We start from the raw sequence: 22,997 nt of genomic DNA on the forward strand, positions 1-22,997 counted from the left end.
GATAGGAATGAAAAAGGAATGTGTCGCCATGCTGCTGGCGGGCGGGCAGGGCAGCCGCCTGCACGCACTGACCAGCCGTGTGGCCAAACCCGCAGTCCCCTTTGGGGGCAAGTACCGTATTATTGATTTCCCCCTGTCCAACTGCATCAATTCCGGCATCGACACCGTAGGTGTGCTCACCCAGTACCGCCCCCTGGAGCTGAACAGCTATATCGGCAACGGCGAGCCTTGGGACCTGGACCGTTCCTATGGCGGCGTTCATATTCTGCCCCCCTATATGCGGGAGGGCGAGAAAGGCACCTGGTATAAGGGCACAGCCAATGCCATCTATCAGAATATGAGCTTTATTGAGCTCTATGACCCGGACTACGTACTCATTCTCTCAGGCGACCATGTGTACAAGATGGACTACGCCGACATGCTGCGCCGGCACAAGGAGGCGGGCGCGGCATGTACCATCTCCGTGCTGGAGGTCTCCATGGAAGAGGCCAGCCGCTTCGGCATTATGAACGTCAGGGAGAACGACGAGATCTATGAATTTGAGGAGAAGCCCAAGCACCCCAAGAGCAATCTCGCCTCCATGGGCATTTACATCTTCACCTGGAGCAAGCTGCGGGACTATCTGATGGCAGACGAGGCCAATGAGAAGAGCGCCAACGACTTTGGCAAAAACATCATTCCCGCCATGCTGGGCGCCGGAGAAAAGATGGTGGCCTACCGCTTTTCCGGCTATTGGAAGGACGTGGGCACCATTGACTCCCTGTGGGACGCCAACATGGACATGCTGGCCCCGGACGGTGCCATCAGCCTGTACGACCAGGAGTGGCCGATCTACTGCCGCACTCCCACCAAGCCCCCCCATGTGATGGGACCCAACGCCTCGGTGGATCACTCCATGGTCACCTGCGGCTGTGAGGTATACGGCAGGGTGGAAAATTCCGTGCTGTTTCACTCCGTCCTTGTGGAGGAGGGCGCGGTGGTGCGCTACTCCATCCTGATGCCCGGCACTGTGGTCAAGGCCGGCGCGGTGGTGGAATACGCCATCGTGGCGGAGGACACGGTGATCGGCGAAAACGCCCGCGTGGGAACCTCCCCCGACGGCACGGAGGACTGGGGGATCGCCGTAATCGCACAGGGCCTGCGGGTAGGGCCAGAAGCGGTTGTGCCCGCAAAGGCCATGATTACCCGCAATGTGAAAGGGGGTGCGGTGAAATGATGAACAAGCTCCACGGCATCATTTTCTCTTATCTCTCCAACCCAGATCTGCGGGAGCTGACCCAGTACCGCAACACCTGCTCCCTCCCCTACGGCGGGCGCTATCGCCTGATTGACTTCATGCTCTCCAACATGGTCAATGCGGGCATTGACGACGTGGGCCTCATTGTGCACGCCAACTATCAGTCCCTCCTGGACCATGTGGGCTCCGGCAAGGACTGGGACCTGTCCCGGAAGCACGGCGGTCTCCGGATTCTGCCCCCCTTCGGCTACGGCAGCCATGTGGACGGCGTGTATCGGGGCCGGATGGACGCACTGGCCGGTGTGCGCTCCTACCTGCAGCGCATCCGCCAGGACTATGTGGTTCTGGCCGGCGGCGATATCGCTGTAAACCTGCCGCTTTCCGATATCTACCAGTCCCATCTGCAAAGCGGCGCGGACATCACCGCCGTGTGCACACGGCGCCCCAAGGGCGACCCCAAGTCCAGCATCTATTTTACGCTGGGCGCCAACGGCCTGGTCGCCGACGTCTCCATTCATCCGTCCCTCTCGCAGGGTTGCGAGTCTCTGGAGGTCTATGTCCTTTCCAAAGAGCTGCTGCTCTCCCTGGTGGACCACTGTGCCGCCCACAATATCTCCTCCTTCAGTTCCGGTGTGCTCCAGGCCATGGCGGGCACGCTGAAAATCAACCCCTATCTCTTTGACGGCTACGCCGCCCGGCTGCAGTCGGTGGCCGGCTACTTTGCCCGCAGCATGGAGCTGCTCAACCCGGAGACCCGTGCGCAGCTCTTCATGGCTGAGCGCCCGGTTCAGACCAAGGACCAGTCCAACCCCTCCACCTATTACGGCCCCGGCGTCCGGTCGGTCAATTCCCTGATCGCCGACGGCTGCATCATTGAGGGCGAGGTGGAAAACTCCATTCTCTTCCGCGGCGTGCGGGTGGAGAAGGGTGCGAAAATCTCCAATTGTGTCCTGTTCCAGGGTACCACCGTCCAGAGCGGCGCGGTGCTCAAATACGCCATTACGGACAAAAATGTCCGGGTCAATCCCGGCCGGATGCTCATGGGCCACAGCACCTATCCGCTGGCCATTGCAAAGGACGAAATTGTCTAGAAAAAGCTGACCTCCGGATCGGAACCGCTGCGCCGCCGGTTTGACGGCACAGCCGTCCCTGTCCTATCTTCCTTTGAAGGAGTAAGTGCATGAACATTTTATTTGCCACCTCCGAGTGTGCACCTTTTATTAAGACCGGCGGGCTGGCCGATGTGTCCGGTGCGCTTCCCAAGGCGCTGGCCAAGCTGGGCCATGACGTGCGGGTCATTCTCCCCCTCTACGAGGGCATTGGAGAGGATTGGCGCAGCCGCATGGTGTTTCTTCAGTGCTACCACGTCCAGCTTGCCTGGCGCACGCCCTACTGCGGCATCTTCGAGCTGCGGCAGGACGGCGTCACCTACTGGTTTGTGGACAACGAGTACTATTTTAAGCGCTCTAACATTTATGGGCATTATGACGACGCTGAGCGCTTCGCCTATTTCTCCCGCGCCGTGGTGGAGAGCATGGGCTGGCTGAACTGGAATCCGGATGTGATCCACTGCAACGACTGGCAGACCGCGCTGGTGCCCATCTATCTGCTGGAGGAGCGCCACCGCATCCCCCAGCTCGCCGAGGCCAAGAGTGTGTTCACCATCCACAACATTGAGTACCAGGGCCGTTATGGCAGCGATATTCTCAAGGATGTGTTCGGCCTGAACGAAGGGTACCTCAACGAGCATATGCTGGCCTATCACGGGGACGTGAATCTGATGAAGGGGGCCATTTACGCCGCCGACTATGTGACCACCGTCTCCCCCTCCTACGCCGAGGAGCTGCAGTACAGCTTCTACGCCCATGGGCTGGAGGGGGTCATCGCGGACAACCGCCACAAGCTGCGGGGCATTCTCAATGGAATTGATACCGAGGTATACGACCCCTGGCGGGACAAGGGGCTGGTGAAGTTCTTCTCCGCCCGGCAGCCCGGGGGAAAGAAAAACTGCAAGACCGCCCTCCAGCACGCGGTCGGCCTGCGGGAGGCGCCGGACACTCCTATCATCGCCTGTGTCTCCCGGCTGGTCAAGCACAAGGGCTTTGATCTGGTGACTGCGGCGCTTCACGACATTATGAGCATGGATGTGCAGATGGTGGTGCTGGGCACCGGTGACTGGAATTTTGAGGAGGCCTTCCGTCAGGCTCAAGCCCAGTACCCCGGACGCTTTGCCGCCCAAATGATGTATTCGCCCAACCTCTCCACCGCCATCTACGGCGGCGCCGATCTGTTCCTGATGCCCTCCATTTCCGAGCCATGCGGCCTGTCCCAAATGATCGCCATGCGCTACGGCACCATTCCCGTGGTGCGGGAGACCGGCGGCCTGAAGGATTCGGTGATCCCTTACAATCAATTTACCGGAGAGGGCAACGGCTTCTCCTTTGCCAACATCAATGTCCAGGATATGATCTGGGTCCTCACCGAGGCGATCGGCCTCTACCATGAAGACAAAAAAGCCTGGAAAAATCTGATGAAAAATGCCATGACAGCGGACTTCTCCTGGTCCTCCTCCGCCGGTCAGTATCTTGAAATCTACGGCTGGTTGACAGGGAAGTAAGAGCGTGATAAAGTAATGTCTCCAAGCGCGGAACCGCCCGCGCTTGGAGACATTACTTTTCTCGCGCAATCGACACCAAGTCTAGGAAATGGAGCGTTCAACGCCATGCACGATTATACCAAGAAGGAGCTCATGGCTCTGATCACCGGCAAGCTGCGCCGCAACTTCGGCCGGGATGTGGAGGAGGCCACCGGCCTGCACATGTTCAAGGCCTGTGCTCTGGTCCTGCGGGACATTATGTCCGAGCGTCAGATGACCACCGCCGACCGGGTGACGGAGCACCACCAGCGCCAGATACATTACCTGTCCCTGGAATTCCTCATGGGCCGCTCTCTGATGAAAAACGCTTATAATCTGGGGGTGCTCAAGCCCCTGACCGAGGCCATTGAGGCGCTGGGCTTCTCCGCCCCCGACCTGTTTGAGGCCGAGCCGGATGCCGGCCTGGGCAATGGCGGCCTGGGCCGCCTGGCCGCCTGTTATCTGGATTCTATGACCACCCTGGACATCCCCGCCACCGGCTATTCCATCTGCTACGAGCTAGGCATCTTCAAGCAGAAGATTGTGGACGGCCAGCAGGTGGAGCTGCCCGACAACTGGCTGGGCCTCGGGGACGCCTGGCTCATTCCCAAGATGGATGAGACGGAGGAGGTGCGCTTCGGCGGCAAAATTGAGGACCAGTGGGACGAAAGCGGCCGCCACAGCGTCCGGCACACCGGGTACACCAGCGTGCTGGCGGTGCCCAAGGACATGGAGATCTCCGGCTACGCCACTGAGCACGGCAACCTGCTGCGCCTGTGGGACGCCAAGAGCCCCACGCCGGTGGATATGAGCCTGTTCTCCTCCGGCCAGTACCTGAAGGCGGTGGAGCAGCAGGCCATGGCCGAGGCCATCTCCAAGGTGCTCTACCCCGAGGACAACCACTATGAGGGCAAGTCCCTGCGGCTGAAGCAGCAGTACTTCTTCGTCTCCGCCACCATCCAGTCCATCGTGCGCAAGCACCGCTCGGAGTACGGCACCCTGCGCAATTTCCACCTGAAGCACGTCATTCAAATCAACGACACCCACCCCACCCTGGCCATTCCCGAGCTGATGCGGATCTTGCTGGACGAGGAGGGCTACGGCTGGGACGAGGCGTGGTATATCACCACCCACACCGTGGCCTACACCAACCACACCGTCATGGCCGAGGCCCTGGAGCGCTGGCCCCAGCAGCTCATTGAGAGTCTGCTGCCCCGCATCTGGCAGATCCTGATTGAGATCTCCAACCGCTACCAGCGGGAACTGACCGGCTATTTCCACGGTGACTTGTCCAAGGTGGCCCCCATGGCCATTATCTGGGGCGGCGAGGTGCGCATGGCCAATCTGTGTGTGTGCGCCTGCTTCAAGGTCAACGGCGTGTCCGCGCTGCACTCGGAGATCCTGAAAAAGGACGTCTTTCACGACGCCTATGTACGCACTCCGGAGAAGTTTACCAACGTCACCAACGGCATTGACCACCGCCGCTGGCTGGCCCAGTGCAACCCCAGGCTGGATGTGCTCATCCGGGAGTGCACCGGCTCGGACGCCTACCTGCTCCAGCCGGAGGCCCTTCAGGGCCTGGAGCGGTACAAGGACGACGCGGGGGTGCTCTCCCGGCTGGGAGCGATCAAGGCCGCCAACAAACGCGCTTTTGCCGACTGGGTTGCCCGGGAGAGCGGTGTGCTGCTCAACACCGACGCCATGTTCGACGTACAGGTCAAGCGCCTGCACGAGTATAAGCGCCAGCTGCTGAACGTGCTGCACATCATCTACCTCTACCAGCGGCTCAAGGACGACCCCCACTTTGACTTTACCCCCCGCACCTATCTCTTCGGTGCCAAGGCAGCCCCTGGGTACGCGGTGGCCAAGCGCATCATCCGCCTGATCAACTCCGTGGCCGGCATGATCGCCAAAGATCCGGCTTGCAAGGACCGGCTGCAGGTGGTGTTCCTGGAAAACTACCGTGTGAGCCTGGCGGAGCGGCTGATGCCCGCCAGCGAGCTCTCCGAGCAGATCTCCACCGCGGGCAAGGAGGCCAGCGGCACCGGCAACATGAAATTCATGATGAACGGCGCGCTGACCATCGGCACGATGGACGGGGCCAATGTAGAGATGCACCAGGTGCTGGGGGACGAAAACATCTTCCTCTTCGGCCTGAAGTCCAATGAGGTGGCCGAGCTCAGGCAGAAGGGCTATAAGTCCTATGAGTACTATGTCCATAACCCGGACCTGAAGCGGGTGGTGGACGCTCTGTCCGGCGGCTTCGGCGACGGGGTGGCCTATGACGACATTGCCCGCCGCCTGCTCTTCGGAGACGGCGGTCCCGCGGACGAATACCTGCTGCTGGCCGACTTTGAGAGCTACCGGGACGCCCAGGCACGGGCCGGCGCGGCCTATCTGGACCAGGCGCGCTGGAACCGGATGTCTCTCCTGAACATCGCCCGCTCGGGCATCTTTGCCGCCGACCGCTCCATCCGGGACTATGCCCGGGACATCTGGAACGTGCCGGTGCGGGACCTTTCCCGCTGACGCGCTTCCCCGGAACGATGAAAAAGCGGGGCCAGGCTTACGCCTGGCCCCGCTTTCTGTTTTGTTTTTTTCTTCACTTGATCAGGTCGGCCACGCTCCTGGCGTAGCCGGCCATGGCCTCCAGGTCCTCCGTCGTGGGGGTGAAGAGCACCTTGAAGGGCGTCTCCGGCGCGGCAAAGCGCAGCTGCTGAAGCCGGGTATGGAGCATTCCGGGAGCTTCTCCGCTCCAGCCGTATGCGCCGAACGCACCGGCGGCGCGCCCCTTGGTATTGACTGCGTCCAGGCAGGCGAGCACGTCCCATACCGCCTTGGGCGCGTCCTTATTGATGGTGGGCGCGCCCACCAGGAGCACGTCGGCCTCGTTTGCGGCGTCGGCGCAGGCGCTCAGCGACTGCTTGGTCACATCCGCCGTGGTGACGGAAAAGCCCTCAGCCTCCAGCGCCTTGGCCGCCGCAGCGGCCAGGGCCGCGGTGCAGCCGTAGGCGGAGGCGTACACCACAAAGGCGGATTTTTTCTCCTTGGACTTGGGCGTGCTCCAGGTCCGGTACAGCTCCTTTGCCCGCTCCAGCGTGCCGCTCAGGCAGGGGCCGTGGCTGGGGCACACCAGCCGGGCGTCGGCGGGCATCTTGTCCAGGCCGGCCAGCACAAAGGGCTTGAAGGGCCCAAAGATGCCCTGGTAATAGTAGGCAAACTCCCCCTCGTAGGCCGCCTGGTCGTGGATGTTTTCATCCAGCATGGTGGGCTCGCAGAAGTGGCAGCCCAGGAAATCACAGGTAAACAGGGTCTTGTCCGCCGGGTCCCAAGTGAACATGGAGTCCGCCCAGTGGAGCAGCGGGGCCGGGATAAACTCCAGCGTCCTGCCGCCCAGGTCCAGCTTGTCCCCCGCCTTGACCACCCGGCAGGGCAGGGTGCGGTTGGTAATATCCTCCAGGTGCTTTTTCCCCGCCGCGGTGCAGAAAATTTCCAGCCCGGGGCATTGGTCCAGCAGGCGCGCCACGCTGCCGGAATGGTCGGGCTCGTTGTGGTTCATGATCAGATAGTCCACCTGCTCCAGGGGCAGCACCTGGCGGATATTCTGCTCATACTCCTCAAAATAATCGGCGTGTACCGTCTCAATGAGGACGTTCTTCTCCCCGGTGAGAAGATAGGCGTTATAGGAGGTGCCGTATTTGGCCTCCATCACAATGTCAAATACCCGCAGGGAGGGGTTGAGCACTCCCACGGACCAGATCCCTTCTCTGAGTTGGATCGCACTCATTCCGTTTCGCTTCCTTTCTCTTGACTTGGCTCGTTCTGTCGGCTCGTAGTATATTATCACTTTTGCCGAATGTCAAGGTTTCATCTGCCCCGTTCCGGATATCACCCCCTCCGAACAAAAACACACCCTGTGTGTCAAAAGCCGTTGAAATATACTATACTATGACACAAAGCACTGTCGTTTGCCGGGGGGACTGTACGATGTCTGAATGAGCGCATCGCCCATTCAAATCGCCATCTGCGACGATGAGCCGCAGGCACGGACCCAGATCGACTCTATGACCAGAGAGATTCTGAGCGCCGAGGGCGTTTCCTTGCTGACGCAAAAGGAAATTCTTCTTCCGGAGAGGCAATTCATCTTCTGCCACCGGACGTTCCTGGTGAACCTCTCCTTTGTCCAGTCTATCCGGTACTGCGAGCTGACGCTGAACCCGGGCAGACGCCCCCCATCAGCAAATACCGCCAGGCCGAGATCAAGGAAAAATTCTTAGCCTACTTAAGAGGCTGATCCAATAAAATGGCCAGGGTAATGCGGCAGGAATCGGAGCGCTCCTCTATTTCCAGTAAGTCCCCGTGGAACTTTATGATTCGCTGAATGATCTTTATCCCCAAACCGTGCTTCGGCACGATTTTTTTGCCGGCCCCTCCATCCACTCCCGTGTGGCGGAATTCTCACAGGTGAAGGCAAAAAATCCGCTCTTCAGATGCATGTCAAGCCGGATGAAGGGCCACTCCATCCCTGCGGCGGCGGCCGCAATTCTGATGCGCTTCATCCAAACGCTGGCGTAAGGTACAAAAAGCAGCGTCTCCGGACCCATATACCCTTGGGCGGCTGGTTCCGGGGGCGCTGCTTTCTATTGACTTTCCACGCCCCGAACGATACAATGATTTCTAATCTGTTTTAAAAAGGAGTGAGCCCTATGTCCGCCTATCTGGACCATGCCGCCACCACGCCGGTGTGCCCTCAGGCGGCCCAGGCCGCCTTTCAGGTCATGACGGAGGAGTTCGGCAACCCCTCCGCCCAATATGCCCCCGGGCGCGAGGCCGCTGGCCGGCTCAGGGAGCGGCGCGCCGCCGTGGCCGCCGCCCTGGGCTGCGCCCCGGAGGAGCTGTACTTCACCTCCTGCGGCACCGAGGGGGACAACTGGTCCATCCGCGCGGCGGTACAGCACGGCAGGCGGGTGGGCAGGCACATCATCACCACCGCCATTGAGCACTCCGCCGTGCTGGAGACCTGCAAGGCCCTGGCCGCCCAGGGGTATGAGGTCACCTATCTCAAGCCGGACCGGAGGGGCCATGTCTCCATCGCGGACCTGGAGGCCGCCCTGCGGCCGGACACCGTGCTGGTGAGCATGATGCTGGTGAACAATGAGCTGGGCACCCTTCAGCCGGTGCGCCAGGCCGGGGAGCTGCTCCGCCGGACCGGCTCCGCCGCCCTGCTCCACACCGACGCGGTGCAGGCCTTTTTGAAGGTTCCCTTCACCCCGGCTCAGCTGGGGGTGGACCTGCTCACCGTCAGCGGCCACAAGATCGGCGCGCCCAAGGGCGTGGGCGCCCAGTACATCCGCGCTGGGCTGAAGCTTTCCCCCCTGCTGTACGGCGGCGGGCAGGAAAATGCCCTGCGCTCCGGTACTGAGGCTACCGCCCAGATCGCGGCGCTGGCCGCCGCCTGTCAGGCCTGGCAGGCCGACTTTCCCCAGCGCATGGCTCAGATCAGGGATTACGCTCTGACGGCCCTCTCCTCCGTGCCCGGCCTGGAGATCGTCTCCCCCGGGGACGCCCCCCACATCTGCGCTATCTCCCTGCCCGGCTACCCCAGCGAGATGCTGGTGCGGGAGCTGAGCGACCGGGGCGTTTGGGTCTCCTCCGGCTCGGCCTGTCACAAGGGCAGGCCCAGCCATGTGTTCGCCGCCCTGGGCCTGCCCAAGCGCACCCTGATGGGGGTGCTGCGGGTCTCCTTCGCCCCATCCACCACCCCCGGGGAGATCGACGCCCTGCGGGAGAGTCTGGTGGAAATCACGAAAAGCCGAATTGCCATGAGGTAACCTATGTTTTCTTATATGAGGCAGGGGCCGGCCTTCTATCGGGAGGTAGTAGTCCTAGCCATCCCCATTGTGCTGCAGAATCTGATTACCAACTCCCTCGGCCTGCTGGACACCTTTATGGTGGGCATGCTGGGTGAACTGCCCATGGCGGCAGTCACCCTGGCCAACATCCCCATATTTGTCATTCTCCTGCTGATCTTCGGCCTGCAGAGCGGCGGGTCGGTGCTCATCGCCCAATTCTGGGGCAAGGGGGATGCCGACTCCATCAACCGTGTTATGGGGATCGGGGTCTATGTGGCCGGGTCCATCAGCGTGTGCTTTGCCCTGGTGATGTTCTTTTTCCCCCAGCCGTTCATGGGCCTCTTCTCCAACAACGCCGAGATTGTGGCCCTTGCCGCCGAATATGCCCGGATTGTGGGCTTCTCCTACATCTTCAACAGCATCACCTCAGTCTATATCGGTGCCCACCGGTCCATGGAAAATCCCAAGCTGGGACTGGGCATCCTCAGCGTGTCCATGGTCAGCAATACCTTTTTGAACTGGGTGCTCATTTTCGGCAAGCTGGGCGCCCCCCGGCTGGGCGTGGTGGGGGCCGCGGCGGCCACCCTGATCTCCCGGATCATTGAATTTGCGGTCATGCTCCTCCACGCGCGCTTCAGCCGCCGCTTCCGCCTTCGGCTCGCCCTGCTGCTGCGCCCCGGACGGGCCCTGCTGAAAAGCTACGCCCGCTTCGCCACCCCTGTGGTACTCAACGAGACCCTCTGGGGCCTGGGCTCCTCCCTCTACCCCACCATTATGGGCTATATGGCGGAGAGCACGCCCATTCTGGCCGCCTACGCTATCTCGGGCAATATTGAAAAGGTGTGCACCGTGGTGGTCTTTGCCCTGGCGGGCACCGCCTCCATTCTCATCGGCCGTGAGATCGGGGCCGGGCGGAAGGAGCGGGTGTACGATCTGGGCCGGGCCCTCAATACCCTCTCCCTGCTGGCAGGGCTTGTGGTGGGCGCGCTTATGGTCGCTGTCACGCTTCTGGCAGCCGCCCCCTTCCTCTATCCGCTCTTCGGCCTGTCTTCCCGGGCGGCCGAGATTGCCACCATGATGCAGATCGTGGTCTTTTCCACCCTGTTTATCCGTGCCTTCAACACCACCAACATCGTGGGCGTGCTCCGGGGCGGCGGTGACGTGCGGGCCGCCTCGGTCATTGACGTGCTCCCCCTCTGGGCCGCCGCCCTCCCCCTGGCCGCCATCGCCGGGCTGGTGTTCCGGCTGGACATCCTGTGGGTCTATCTGTGCACCGTGGTGGAAAACCTTGTAAAGTTTCTCCTGGGGATGCTGCGCTTCCGCTCCGGCGTGTGGATCCACGACGTCACCATCACCCGCGCTGCCGACTGAGGCCTCGTAGCCTTCTGCGGATTAGCAGACAGACCCGCGCTGTGTGAAACACAGCGCGGGTCTGTCTCTTTATTTTCGTTCATCATTTATTTACAACCGCACCTATTGACTTTTCTTCCGGACAGTGGTACATTTACTTTAGCACTCAGAGAGTTTGAGTGCTAAATTCTAAGGAGGACGATGAACATGGAGCTCAGCGAACGCAAACGCCGGATTCTCCGTGCCATCATCGACAGCTATATTCAGTCCGCCGAGCCGGTTGGTTCCAAGGCCATTGCCTCAGCCATCGGCATGGAGGTCTCCTCCGCCACCATCCGCAATGATATGGCGGACCTGGAGGCCATGGGCCTGCTGGAAAAGCCCCACACCTCCGCCGGCCGTATCCCCTCTCCCCAGGGCTACCGGCTGTATGTCAACGAGCTGATGGAGGAGCACCGCCTCTCCCTGCAGGAGACCCAGCGCATCAATGAGGCACTCAACCTGAAAATGCGGGAGCTGGACCGGGTGATCTCCGAGGCCGGGCGTGTGGTCTCTCAGCTGACCAATTATCCCTCCTTTGCCCTCTCCGCCGGCTCCAGCCGCACCACCATCCGCCGCTTCGACCTGCTGATGGTGGAGCGCAACGCTTTCATCATCGTGGTGATGACGGACACCAACATGGTGCGCAACCGGCTCATTCGCCTGCCCTCAGACCTGACCGAGGCGCAGCTGCAGATGCTCAACACCCTGCTCAACACCACCTTCACCGGCCTGACGCTGGAGGAAATCACCCCCGAGCTGATGCGGGTGGCCCAGCACGCCGCCGGGGAGGCCTACGGTCTCATCAGTCTGGTGGTGTCCTTTGCCATTGAAGTACTGGAGAGCCTGGAGCAGCGCACCGTGCACACGGCCGGGCTGGCCCACCTGCTGGAGCTGCCGGAATACCGCAGCCTGGACCGGGCGCAGCCCCTGATGAGCTATCTCTCCGAGGAGAGCGACCCCACCCGTTTCCCCGTCCCCAAGGACGAGGCGTCCCGCATCCTCATCGGTCCGGAAAATGTGGCCGCGGCGCTGCAGGACACCAGCGTGGTCATGGCCAGCTACGACATCGGCGAGGGCATGCGGGGCGTGATCGGAGTGATCGGTCCCACCCGTATGGACTACGCAAAAATCACCGCCCGTCTGTCCTATCTGGCCGACGGGCTGAGCAAGCTCTTTGGGCAGGGCGAGCTGCCCGGCAAGGATGATGAAAAGCAATAGGAGGTAATCCGTTCTCATGAGTAAAGAGAAAGAAAAGCAGACCGTAAATCCTGAAGAAGAGCCGCGCGCGGCTGAAACTGAGGGCGTCCAGCCCGAGGCTGCAGCCGAGGATACCGGAGATCCCATTCTGGCGGAGCTGGAGACCCTGAAAAACAATCTGGCCGAGCAGGAGGACAAATTTCTCCGGCTGGCCGCCGAGTATGACAACTACCGCCGCCGCAGCCAGAAAGAGAAGGAATCCGCTTGGGCGGACTCCAAGGCGGAGACCGCGCTGGCCTTCCTTCCGGTGTATGACAATCTGGAGCGGGCCCTTAAGCAGGAGACCGCGGACGAGGCCTATAAAAAGGGCGTGGAGATGACCATGACCCAGCTCAAGGATGTCCTGACCAAGCTGGGCATTGAAGAGATCCCAGCCCTGGGCGAGGCCTTTGATCCCAATTTTCACAACGCTGTGATGCATGTGGAGGATGAAAATGTGGGAGATAATACGATTGTAGAGGTCTTTCAGGCCGGCTTCAAGACGGGCGACAAGGTAATCCGCTTCGCCATGGTAAAGGTGGCCAATTAGCCCGAAGCGCACAGGCGTGCGGAGCAGCGGGCTAAGACGCGCAGCGCAGGGGACAAACCGAAGGAGGGCCGGGACGGCCCGGATGTTTGTACCCGTAGTTGGAGCGGCTTAGAACCGCGTCGCGCAGCCGCCGCAGCGTGACACAGAAGCGCGCAGGCCCGCATCAGCGAAAGACAGGCCGCCCTGCATTGGGTATGCAAGTACATACCCAAGCTTGATTTTATAAAAAACAATTTCTATATATTGGAGGAACTGAACTATGTCTAAAATTATTGGTATTGATCTTGGTACAACCAACTCCTGCGTATCCGTGATGGAGGGCGGCGAGGCCGTCGTCATCCCCAACGCGGAAGGCAACCGCACCACCCCTTCCGTGGTCGCCTTTTCCAAGGATGGCGAGCGCATGGTGGGTCAGGTGGCCAAGCGCCAGGCCATCACCAATCCGGACCGCACCATTGCTTCCATTAAGCGCGAGATGGGCACGGACTACAAGGTGACCATTGATGGCAAGGCCTACACCCCTCAGGAGATCTCCGCCATGATCCTGCAAAAGCTGAAGGCGGATGCCGAGGCCTATCTGGGCCAGAGCGTGTCTGAGGCGGTTATCACCGTGCCCGCCTACTTTACCGACGCCCAGCGCCAGGCCACCAAGGATGCCGGCCGCATTGCCGGTCTGGACGTGAAGCGCATCATCAACGAGCCCACCGCGGCCGCCCTGGCCTATGGCGCGGACAAGGAGTCCGACCAGAAGGTCATGGTGTACGACCTGGGCGGCGGCACCTTCGACGTGTCCATCCTGGAGGTGGGCGACGGTGTCATCGAGGTGCTGGCCACCGCCGGCAACAACCGCCTGGGCGGCGACGACTTCGACAAATGCGTCATGGACTGGATGGCCGCTGAGTTTAAGAAGGACACAGGCATTGACCTCACCGGCGACAAGGTGGCCATGCAGCGCCTGAAGGAGGCCGCGGAGAAAGCCAAGATCGAGCTGTCCGGCGTGACCTCCTCCAACATCAACCTGCCCTATATTACCGCCGACGCCACCGGCCCCAAGCATCTGGACCTGACCCTCACCCGGGCCAAGTTCGACCAGCTGACCGCCCATCTGGTGGAGGCCACCTCCGGCCCGGTAAAGCAGGCCATGAGCGATGCGGGCCTCTCCGGCAGCGACATTTCAAAGGTGCTGATGGTGGGCGGCTCCAGCCGTATTCCCGCCGTGCAGGACATGGTGAAGAAGCTCACCGGCAAGGAGGGCTTCAAGGGCATCAACCCCGACGAGTGCGTGGCCATGGGCGCCGCGCTCCAGGGCGGCGTGCTGGTGGGCGACGTGAAGGGCCTGCTGCTGCTGGACGTCACCCCCCTGTCCCTGGGCATTGAGACCATGGGCGGCGTGATGACCAAGCTCATCGAGCGCAACACCACCATCCCGGCCAAGAAGAGCCAGGTGTTCACCACCGCCGCCGACAACCAGACCAGCGTGGAGGTCCACGTGCTCCAGGGCGAGCGCGAGATGGCGCAGTACAACAAGACCCTGGGCCGCTTCAACCTGGACGGCATCGCACCGGCCCGCCGCGGCGTGCCCCAGATCGAGGTTACCTTCGACATCGACGCCAACGGCATTGTGAATGTCTCCGCCAAGGACCTGGGCAACGGCAAGGAGCAGCACATCACCATCACCTCCTCCACCAACATGTCCAAGGAGGACATCGACAAGGCGGTCAAGGATGCCGAGCAGTTCGCCGCCGAGGATGCCAAGCGCAAGGAAGAGGTGGACGTACGCAACCAGGCCGACCAGGTGATCTACCAGACCGAGAAGGCCCTGGAGGACGCCAAGGACAAGATCTCCGCCGCCGATAAATCCAGCGTGGAGGGTGCCATCAGCAAGCTGAAGGACGCCGTGAAGGGCACTGATGTGGAGGCCATCAAGGCCGCCACTGAGGAGGTCAGCAAGGCCTTCTACCCCATTGCCGAGAAGATGTATCAGCAGGCCAACCCCCAGGGCGGCCAGCCCGGCCCCGATATGGGCGGCGCGCAGGCCGGCGGCACCGACCCCAATGTGGTGGACGCCGACTATGAAGTGGTGGATGACGATAACAACAAGTAAAAACGCGCGGATGGTGCCGCGTCCCATCCGCAGGCGGCCGCGGGTCGCCCCTACGGTCTGTGTAGGGGCGGCCTTTGGCCGTGCGTATTCCTCCCAAAAGAGGTGAACATATATGGCTGACCAAAAACGAGATTACTATGAGGTCCTGGGCGTCTCAAAGGGCGTCTCGGACGATGAGCTGAAAAAGGCCTACCGAAAGCTGGCAAAGCAGTACCATCCGGATCTGAATCCCGGCGACAAGGCGGCCGAGGCCAAATTCAAGGAAGTCAACGAGGCCTACGAGGTCCTCTCCGATAAAGACAAGCGCGCTCGCTATGACCAGTTCGGCCACGCGGGGGTTGACCCCAATTTCGGGGCCGGTGCGGGCGGCCCCTTTGGGGGCGGCTTCGGCGGCTTCGACATGGGCGATATCGACTTGGGCGACATTTTCGGCTCCTTCTTTGGGGGCGGCTTTGGCGGCGGAGGCGGCCGGCAGCGTACAGGCCCCATGAAGGGCGAGACCCTGCGCGCCTCGGTGACCATCTCCTTTGAGGAGGCGGCCTTTGGCTGTGAAAAGGAGATTACCCTCACCCGCACCGAGCAGTGCGACGCCTGCAAGGGCACCGGCTGTGAGCCGGGCACCACGGCGGAGATCTGCCCCGACTGCCGGGGCGCCGGCCAGGTGCGCATTCAGCGGGGCGGCGGCTCCTTCTCCTTCTCCACCACCACCACCTGTCCCAAGTGCGGCGGCACGGGCAAGATCATCCATCAGCCCTGCAAGGCCTGCGGCGGCGCGGGCAGCACCCGCCGCCAGCGGAAGATCACCATCAACATCCCCGCCGGCATTGACAACGGCCAGGCGGTCTCCCTGCGCGGACAGGGCGGCGCGGGCCGGAACGGCGGCCCGGCGGGCGACCTGCTGGTGAGCGTCACGGTCCGCCCCCACAGCCTGTTCAGGCGGGACGGCACGTCGGTCTACCTGGACCAGCCCGTCTCCTTCCTGCAGGCCTCCTTAGGCGCGGAGCTGGAGATTCCCACCATTGACGGCAAGGTGAAGTGGAACCTGCCCGCGGGCACTCAGCCGGGCACCACCTTCCGTCTGCGGGGAAAGGGCATTCCGGCGGTCAACGGCCGGGGCCGGGGCGACCAGTTTGTCACCGTCAACGTACAGGTCCCCAGGAGCCTGACCCATGAGCAAAAGGAGGCCCTGCGGGTATTCGGCGAGACGATGGGCGAAGTTTCAGCGCCTCCGGAGGACGGTCTGAAAGGTTTTTTTGACAAGAAGAAGAAAAAGAAATAAAATAGGGGGGCGAGTCCTGGACTCGCCCCCCTATTTCGTTCTGGAGGTGTTCCTGTGTCCGGCCTTTCTCAATATATTGTCTATCTGTTGCCGGTGGCCGCCCTGGCTCTGATTTTCTACTTCTTCCTCTACTACTGGCAGGCCCAGCGGGCCCTGCCTGCCGGAGACCCCCTGTCCTGGGTGCGGCAGTATCAGGAGCGGGAATCCCGCCCCTTCTCCCTGGCGGGCAGATGCCACCCCATGGGGAAGAAGGATGCGCTTCCCCTGCTGCTGATCACAGCCATCTACGCGCTCACCGCCTTTGCCCACCTGGGCAGCCTTTCCGCCCCCCAGTCCGCCCAGTCCTTTTCGCAGACCTCCACCGTTGTGTTTGAGCTGGATCAGGCGATCACCCTCTCTGGGGTGGGCTGGTACACCGGCCTCGGTACCGGGGAGTACTCCCTGGAGGTCTCCGCCGACGGGGAGCACTGGCAGGCGCTGCAGATCGTGGACGAGGTGTCCGAGGATAGCGGCGTTACCTGGTATCCCAAGGGCTCCGGCCAGGATACCCAGGGGCTCCAGACCCGGGAGGCCTATTACTGGACCGACGTGGCGGAGGGGGCCTCTCCCGGCTCCGTGCGTTCCATCCGCCAGAGCTATAACACGCTCTTCAAGTGGCGCCAGATCCACATTCAGGACAGCAGAACCGTCCAGGCCAAGTGCCTCCGCCTTACCGGCTTTCCCGGGAAGCCCCCCCTGGAGCTGGGGGAGCTGGCCCTATATGACGAGACTGGGGCCCTGATCCCCGTGGATCTGTCGTCCAGCCCGCTCTTTGACGAGCAGGACACTGTGCCGGAGCACTCCACTTACTACGACTCCGCCTATTTTGACGAGATCTACCATCCCCGCACCGCGCTGGAGCACATCCGAAACATCAAGCCCTATGAGATCTCCCACCCGCCCCTGGGCAAGCTGATCATGAGCGTGGGCATCCGCATGTTCGGCATGACCCCCTTCGGCTGGCGCTTTATGGGCACCCTGTTCGGTGTGGCCATGCTCCCCCTGCTCTATGTGTTCCTGAAAAATCTGTTTGGCAAGACTCTGGTGGCCTCCTGCGGCACCATCCTCTTTGCCGCGGATTTCATGCACCTGACCCAGACCCGCATCGGCACCATCGACACCTACGGGGTCTTTTTCATCCTGCTGATGTACTATTTCATGTACCGCTATCTGGCCCTCCCCGCCGGGAGCTCCTTCGGCAAATGCGCCCTGCCCCTCTTCTTCTCCGGGCTGTTCTGGGGCATTGGGGCGGCCAGCAAGTGGACGGTGGTCTACGGCTGCGTGGGCCTGGTGGTGCTCTATTTCCTGGGTCTTTGGATGAAGCTGCGGGACTGGCCGCGGGAGCAGCGGCAGGTGTGCCGGGCCTGGACAGTCAAGATTCTCCTCTTCTCCGTGCTGTGCTTCGCCCTGATTCCCGCGGTGATCTACACCCTGTCCTACTGGCCCTATGCCCAGGCCAATGGCGACACCAGCCTGCGCGGCCTGATCGACGTGATGCTGGACAACCAAAAATATATGTTCACCTATCACAAGGGCGTTACCGACTCCCACCCCTACTCCTCCCGCTGGTATCAATGGATTTTGAACATCCGTCCCATTCTGTACTATCTGGACACCTCCGTGCCCGGCATGAAGACCGCCTTCGGCGCCTTTTCCAACCCGGTGGTGTGCTGGGCCGGACTGCTGGCCGTGGTCTCGGCCGCCGTGCAGATGGTGCGCCGCCGCTGCGGCCGGGCGCTGTTCATCGTCATCGGCTATCTCTCCCAGCTGGTGCCCTGGATGTTCATCGGGCGCATCACCTTTGAGTACCACTACTTTCCCTCGATCCTCTTCCTGACCATCGCCCTGGCCTATGTGTTCAACGATCTGGCTGAGCTCCGTCCCCCGCGCTGGAAGGGGGCCGTGTACGGCGTCACCGGCGGGGCCGTGGCCCTGTACGCCCTGTTCTATCCCGTGCTGGTGGGGGTCACGGTGCCCACGTGGTACTCCGCCGTATTCCTGAGGTGGATGCCCAGCTGGCCCTTCTAAAGACCTCCCGGGGGACCGTTCCCCCCAGGCCTGTCACCCCGCCTCCGCGGCGGAAATTTTGTAAGACAAAAGCGAGGTTTTCCCATTGTATCTGACCGATTACCACACCCACACCCAGATTTCCCCGGACTCCAGCGCGCCTCTGGAGCATATGGCCCAAGCCGCGGTGGACGCGGGCGTGCAGGAGCTGTGCATTACGGACCACCTGGACCTGCTCGACCTGCATGGAGCACCCCGGCTCACCTACGACTGGGCGGGCAGCCTGCGCCAATTCCAGCAGACCGCGCCCCGCTTTGTCCACAAGCTGCAGCTGCGTCTGGGGCTGGAGTTCGGCGTGCCCCACACCAATCCCGCCCTGGCCGAGCAGGTTCTCTCCCTGCCGCAGCTGGACTTTGTCATCGGCTCCATCCACAACCAGAGCAGAGCCCGGGGAGGCGGCGACTTCTACTGTCTGGACTATTCCGACCACGGCGTCTGCTATGAGGCGCTGGACGACTATTTTTCCTCTATGGCCCAGCTGGCGCAAACCGACTATTATGACGTGCTCGGACACATCATCTACCCCCTGCGCTACATGCCGGAGGGGATCGTGCTGGACGACTACTGGGCGCGCATGGAGCACATTTTCCGCATCGCTGCGGACCGTGGGAAGGGCGTCGAGATCAACACCTACCGGGGTCGGACCATAGACCAGTGGCGGCCCGTGCTGGAGCTGTACAGGGCCTGCGGGGGCGAGATCATCACCGTGGGCTCCGATGCCCATGCCCCCGGCGACGTGGGCGCCGGGCTCCGGGAGGCCTGCGCCCTGGCCGCAGACCTGGGCTTTCGCTATTTTGCCACCTATACCGGCCGCAGGCCGGAATTCCATAAATGGTAATGGTAAAGGAGAGACGCAGTATGAAAATTGCAATGGGTTCCGATCACGGCGGCTATGCCCTGAAGGAGCATCTGAAGGCCTATCTGGAGGGCAAGGGCTATCAGGTGGAGGACTTTGGCTGTCACTCCACGGATAGCTGCGACTACCCCGATTTCGGCCGGGCCGCGGCACAGGCCGTGGCGGACGGCGCCTGTGAGCGGGGTATCGTGGTCTGCACCACCGGTATCGGTATTTCCATCACCGCCAACAAGGTCCGGGGCATCCGCTGCGCCCTGTGCTCCGAGCCCCTGTCCGCCGAGATGACCCGTCGGCACAACGACGCCAATATGCTTGCCCTGGGCGCCGGTTTTGTGGGTCCCAATCTGGCGGAGCGCATTGTGGAGGTATTCCTCTCCACGGATTTTGAGGGCGGCCGCCACCAGCGCCGGGTGGACAAAGTAATGGCCCTTGAGCAATAAGCGCAAAACCAGCGGCCGCAGCCTGACAGGCTGCGGCCGCTGGTTTTTTGAAGTCCCGCTTAACCGCCCAGAGTCATGCCCTCGCCCCCGGACAGGCCATCCTTCTCCAGCATTCGCTCCAGCACCGCCACGTCGGTGGCGATGTCCATGGCGTTGTCCTGGAAGAGCTTATCCAGCTGTTTTTCAAAGCCCTCCACCACCTTATCCATCATCCCTTCAATGCGCCCCTTGGCCTGACGGATGTTTTCGCCCTCCACACCCTGGGCTTCCATCTGGGCATAGGCCTTGAGTATTTTCAGCGTGGTGGGCAGATAGTAGTTCAGGAAGCTGCGTAACTGCCCCGCCTTGCCCGGATTCTGCTTCTGGTAGGCAAAGATCTTGCCTGTGATCGCTCCGATCCGGTCAATCTTCCGGCTCATCACCTCATCGGCAATGGCGTCGTTCAGCCGACGGATCTCCTCCAGCACTGCGTTGTCGTCGCTCATGTCCAGCGGTGTCTCCTCCGCCCCCTTCTCCTCCTCTTCCGGCGCGGGCTCTTCCTCGATGCCCTCTCCGCTGAGGACCAGACGGCCACTGCCCATGTCTAAGTAGCCTGTCTCCAGCACTCCGTCGTCCAGCATCTCCTGCAGGTCGTCGCAGGCCTTGTGCAGAGAGACCGGCATGGCCTGGGCCAGGGTGGCGATGGAAATGCTCTCCCGCTTCCCGATCAGGGCCAGATATTTACGGAAGCGACGCGCCTTCTTCGTGCGCTGGGTCCCCATAAAAATCAGCGCCAGCCCCAGGATGAAAAAGCCGATCACCGGCGACATCTCAGCCAAGCCCCGCAGGCCGCCGTGCATTAGCTCCTCTGGCAGCCCTGCCACCAGCGCGATGCCGAAAATGCCCGCCATCACCGCCCCGCCGATGGTCAGCCCCTTGCCCTTGTCCAGATTGACCGGCTTGCCCTGCCGGCTCCGGACCGGCTGCCCGGTAGGCGGTGTCTGCCGGCGGGCGCCGACGCCCTGGGTGCCGGGTGCAGTCTGCGCCTCTCGCTGCAGGTCATAGGGATGCCGCTTCTGCTGGCTCTTCCGTCCCAGGCCCAGCACCTTGCGCAAAAGCATAATCAGTCCTACCGGCCATAGCGGGGTCATCAGAAAGATCACCGTTACGATCCAGGATGCCAGATCTCCCCCGTTTTGATTGTTGTTGTAATTCGCCATTGTGAGAGAACCTCCTGCCCGTGCTGCGCGGCCCGGGCCACATAATCTCAAAGTCAGGTATAGTTTAGCATATAAGCGTTAAAGTTTAATAGGGATTTGCTTTAAAGTTTTTAAAAGTGTACCTTGCTTCTTATCATACCCCGAAATCGTCCTCCTGTAAAGTTCGATGTAACCATTCTGTAATTGCTTTTTAGGGGACAAGACCATATAATGTAGCATGTATTTTTGTATCCGCAGGATATCTTGGAGTTGAAGAGAATGGATCATCAGGAAGGAAAGCGGGTCCAGAAGGCCCGGCAGGGGACCAAAGGCCCAAAAATCGTTCTGGCCGTAGTGATTGTACTGATTCTTGCGCTGGCAGCCGGCTATGTGGGCCTGTGCGCCTATGTGGGCAGAAGCGGCAGATACCTGCCCAACACCTCTATCAGCGGTGTTGATGTCAGCGGCCTGACCCAGGTGGAGGCCGTCTACCGGCTCGACGAACAGCTCGGCCAGAAGCTGGGCGGTCAGACCGTAGACTTTACCTGCGGCGGGAACGTATACTCTGTCCCGCTCAGCGATTTCACGGTAGACACAGGGGCGGCGGCGCAGCAGGCGATTGCCGCCCAGGCCGGCAGCTTCCTGACCAGAGGCGCCGGCTATCTCTCCGCCCTGCTGAATGGCACCGACTTTTCCGCGGGCGTAACGCTGGACCAGACGCCCTCTGCGGTTGAACAGGCCGTGCAGGAGTGCAGCGACCGGGAGGCCCAGACCACCTGGACCCAGGAGGAGACGGAGCTGGTGTTCCAAAAGGGACGCACCGGGCGCACCCTGGACACGGAACATCTGGAGGGAGCGCTGATTGAGCGCGCCGGTCAGCTCCTCTCCGGCGACGGCTCGGACGACGGCTCCCCCATCGAGGTGCAGCTGATCACCGCGCCCCCTGTGGAGCCGGACTTTGAGGAAATCTACCAGGAGGTCCTGGTGGAGGCCGCCGACGCCTATCTGGACGCGGACACCAAGCAGATCGTCCCCTCGGTCACCGGGGTAAGCTTTGACATTTCCGCCGCCCGCACCGCGCTGAAGGAAGCCGCCGAGGGAGGCCGCTGTGCCGTGCCTCTGGATTTTGAGGAACCCAAGCTCTCCACAGAGGAGCTGAGCGCCAAGCTCTTTGCCGACGTGCTGGGCACCTCCGTCACCTCCTGCGCCGGCCCGTCCAACCGCTGGTATAACATCGACCTGGCCGCCAGTCGGCTCAACGGCGTCATTCTGCTGCCCGGCGAGACCTTTTCCTACAATGACACCGTGGGTCCCTACACCAAGTCCAGCGGCTACAAGGACGCGGGCACCTACCAGAACGGCCAGAGCATCGACGCCACCGCCGGCGGTATCTGTCAGCTGTCCTCCACACTCTACTGGACCACGCTGAAGGCCAATCTGGAGATTGTGGAGCGCAACAAGCACGCGTTCAATGGAGGCTATATGCCCGTCATCGGCACCGATGCCACCGTATGGAGCAATCAGCTGGATTTCCGCTTCAAAAACGACACGGAGTATCCCATCAAGATCGGGGCCTACCAGGATAAGAGCCACAAGCTCCATGTCACCATCTACGGCACAGACATCACCGGTATTCACGGGGAACCCTACAGCGTGATTATTTCCACCATGCCTTACAAGAACACATATAAGCCGGACGCCTCCAAGGTTCCCGTGGGCGGCGAGCCGGTGCGGGACACCAACTATTCCCGCTACAACGGCTATACGGTCGATCTCTATCAAAAGCTGGTGGACAAGGACGGCAACACCGTCAGTACCACCCTTCTTTACCGCAACACCTACAAAGCCTCGGACGCGGTGTACTACTACAACCCGGCTGACGCGGCCCGGCTGGGCATTGACACTGCCACCGGGCTGAAAACTCTGACCCCCGTGGAGCCCAGCCCGTCCCCCAGCCCTTCTCCGGACCCGACGCCCACGCCTGCTCCCACACCTGTCCCCACACCAGAGGTTACGCCCACGCCCGCTCCCTCCGTGGAGCCCACACCGACAACCGGCCCGGGCATGGAGCCTTCTCCGGAGCCCACTGCATCGCCCAGCCCCGAAGCAAGCGAATAGACGACAGACAAGCG

General features: G+C 61.7%; 16 protein-coding genes. 14 read left to right on the top strand and 2 right to left on the bottom strand.

The genetic code is table 11. The annotated features are described in order from the left end of the window. Window positions 1-7: 7 nt before the first annotated feature. From H9Q75_RS05840 to H9Q75_RS05855, 4 genes are all read left to right on the top strand, one after another. Window positions 8-1,216, top strand: coding sequence for a glucose-1-phosphate adenylyltransferase (locus tag H9Q75_RS05840; protein ID WP_186565239.1), 1,209 nt, complete (start codon window positions 8-10; stop codon window positions 1,214-1,216). Further along, the gene (glgD, locus tag H9Q75_RS05845; RefSeq protein ID WP_186565240.1) at window positions 1,213-2,328 is read left to right on the top strand and encodes a glucose-1-phosphate adenylyltransferase subunit GlgD; all 1,116 of its coding nucleotides are present in this window, start codon (window positions 1,213-1,215) and stop codon (window positions 2,326-2,328) included. Before H9Q75_RS05840 ends, glgD begins: the two co-directional genes overlap by 4 nt. An 89-nt stretch (window positions 2,329-2,417) precedes the next feature. Beyond that, window positions 2,418-3,854, top strand: coding sequence for a glycogen synthase GlgA (glgA, locus tag H9Q75_RS05850; protein WP_186565241.1), 1,437 nt, complete (start codon window positions 2,418-2,420; stop codon window positions 3,852-3,854). Between the two features lie 105 nt (window positions 3,855-3,959). Continuing rightward, complete coding sequence (locus H9Q75_RS05855) at window positions 3,960-6,401, top strand: glycogen/starch/alpha-glucan phosphorylase (RefSeq protein WP_186565242.1); 2,442 nt, start codon at window positions 3,960-3,962, stop codon at window positions 6,399-6,401. A gap of 73 nt (window positions 6,402-6,474) precedes the next feature. Here the strand turns inward: H9Q75_RS05855 and H9Q75_RS05860 are convergent, their stop codons facing one another. Further along, window positions 6,475-7,659, bottom strand: coding sequence for an FprA family A-type flavoprotein (locus tag H9Q75_RS05860; protein ID WP_186565243.1), 1,185 nt, complete (start codon window positions 7,657-7,659; stop codon window positions 6,475-6,477). A 919-nt stretch (window positions 7,660-8,578) separates the two neighbouring features. Between H9Q75_RS05860 and H9Q75_RS05865 the strand changes: the two genes are divergently transcribed. The 9 genes from H9Q75_RS05865 (at window position 8,579) to rpiB (ending at window position 19,687) form a co-directional block, all read left to right on the top strand. After that, window positions 8,579-9,703 carry a cysteine desulfurase family protein gene (locus H9Q75_RS05865; RefSeq protein ID WP_186565244.1) on the top strand — a complete coding sequence of 375 codons (1,125 nt, stop codon included), beginning with the start codon at window positions 8,579-8,581 and terminating at the stop codon, window positions 9,701-9,703. A 3-nt stretch (window positions 9,704-9,706) separates the two neighbouring features. Next, the gene (locus tag H9Q75_RS05870) at window positions 9,707-11,095 is read left to right on the top strand and encodes an MATE family efflux transporter (RefSeq protein WP_186565245.1); all 1,389 of its coding nucleotides are present in this window, start codon (window positions 9,707-9,709) and stop codon (window positions 11,093-11,095) included. A 186-nt stretch (window positions 11,096-11,281) separates the two neighbouring features. Then, entirely contained in the window at window positions 11,282-12,334 is a 1,053-nt protein-coding gene (gene hrcA, locus H9Q75_RS05875) for a heat-inducible transcriptional repressor HrcA (RefSeq protein ID WP_186565246.1), read from the top strand. Between the two features lie 16 nt (window positions 12,335-12,350). Beyond that, on the top strand, window positions 12,351-12,902 hold the full coding sequence (gene grpE, locus H9Q75_RS05880; protein ID WP_186565247.1) for a nucleotide exchange factor GrpE: 552 nt from the start codon (window positions 12,351-12,353) through the stop codon (window positions 12,900-12,902). 259 nt (window positions 12,903-13,161) lie between these two features. Continuing rightward, complete coding sequence (gene dnaK, locus H9Q75_RS05885; protein ID WP_186565248.1) at window positions 13,162-15,006, top strand: molecular chaperone DnaK; 1,845 nt, start codon at window positions 13,162-13,164, stop codon at window positions 15,004-15,006. A 112-nt stretch (window positions 15,007-15,118) separates the two neighbouring features. After that, window positions 15,119-16,285: a molecular chaperone DnaJ gene (gene dnaJ, locus H9Q75_RS05890; protein ID WP_186565249.1), complete on the top strand. Its 1,167-nt coding sequence runs from the start codon at window positions 15,119-15,121 to the stop codon at window positions 16,283-16,285. Window positions 16,286-16,339: 54 nt separating this feature from the next. Then, a complete protein-coding gene (locus H9Q75_RS05895; protein WP_186565250.1) occupies window positions 16,340-18,352 on the top strand; it encodes a phospholipid carrier-dependent glycosyltransferase in 2,013 nt (670 codons plus the stop codon). An 85-nt stretch (window positions 18,353-18,437) separates the two neighbouring features. Then, window positions 18,438-19,229 carry a histidinol-phosphatase HisJ family protein gene (locus H9Q75_RS05900; protein ID WP_186565251.1) on the top strand — a complete coding sequence of 264 codons (792 nt, stop codon included), beginning with the start codon at window positions 18,438-18,440 and terminating at the stop codon, window positions 19,227-19,229. Window positions 19,230-19,249: 20 nt separating this feature from the next. After that, the gene (rpiB, locus tag H9Q75_RS05905; protein ID WP_186565252.1) at window positions 19,250-19,687 is read left to right on the top strand and encodes a ribose 5-phosphate isomerase B; all 438 of its coding nucleotides are present in this window, start codon (window positions 19,250-19,252) and stop codon (window positions 19,685-19,687) included. A gap of 59 nt (window positions 19,688-19,746) precedes the next feature. On the opposite strand, the gene H9Q75_RS05910 is transcribed toward rpiB, so the two are convergent. After that, entirely contained in the window at window positions 19,747-20,886 is a 1,140-nt protein-coding gene (locus H9Q75_RS05910; RefSeq protein WP_186565253.1) for a 5-bromo-4-chloroindolyl phosphate hydrolysis family protein, read from the bottom strand. A 258-nt stretch (window positions 20,887-21,144) separates the two neighbouring features. Between H9Q75_RS05910 and H9Q75_RS05915 the strand changes: the two genes are divergently transcribed. Then, window positions 21,145-22,983 carry a VanW family protein gene (locus tag H9Q75_RS05915; protein ID WP_186565254.1) on the top strand — a complete coding sequence of 613 codons (1,839 nt, stop codon included), beginning with the start codon at window positions 21,145-21,147 and terminating at the stop codon, window positions 22,981-22,983. The last annotated feature ends 14 nt before the right edge of the window (window positions 22,984-22,997 follow it).

This window comes from Lawsonibacter celer, assembly GCF_014281125.1.
Taxonomy (GTDB): Bacteria; Bacillota; Clostridia; order Oscillospirales; family Oscillospiraceae; genus Lawsonibacter_B; species Lawsonibacter_B celer.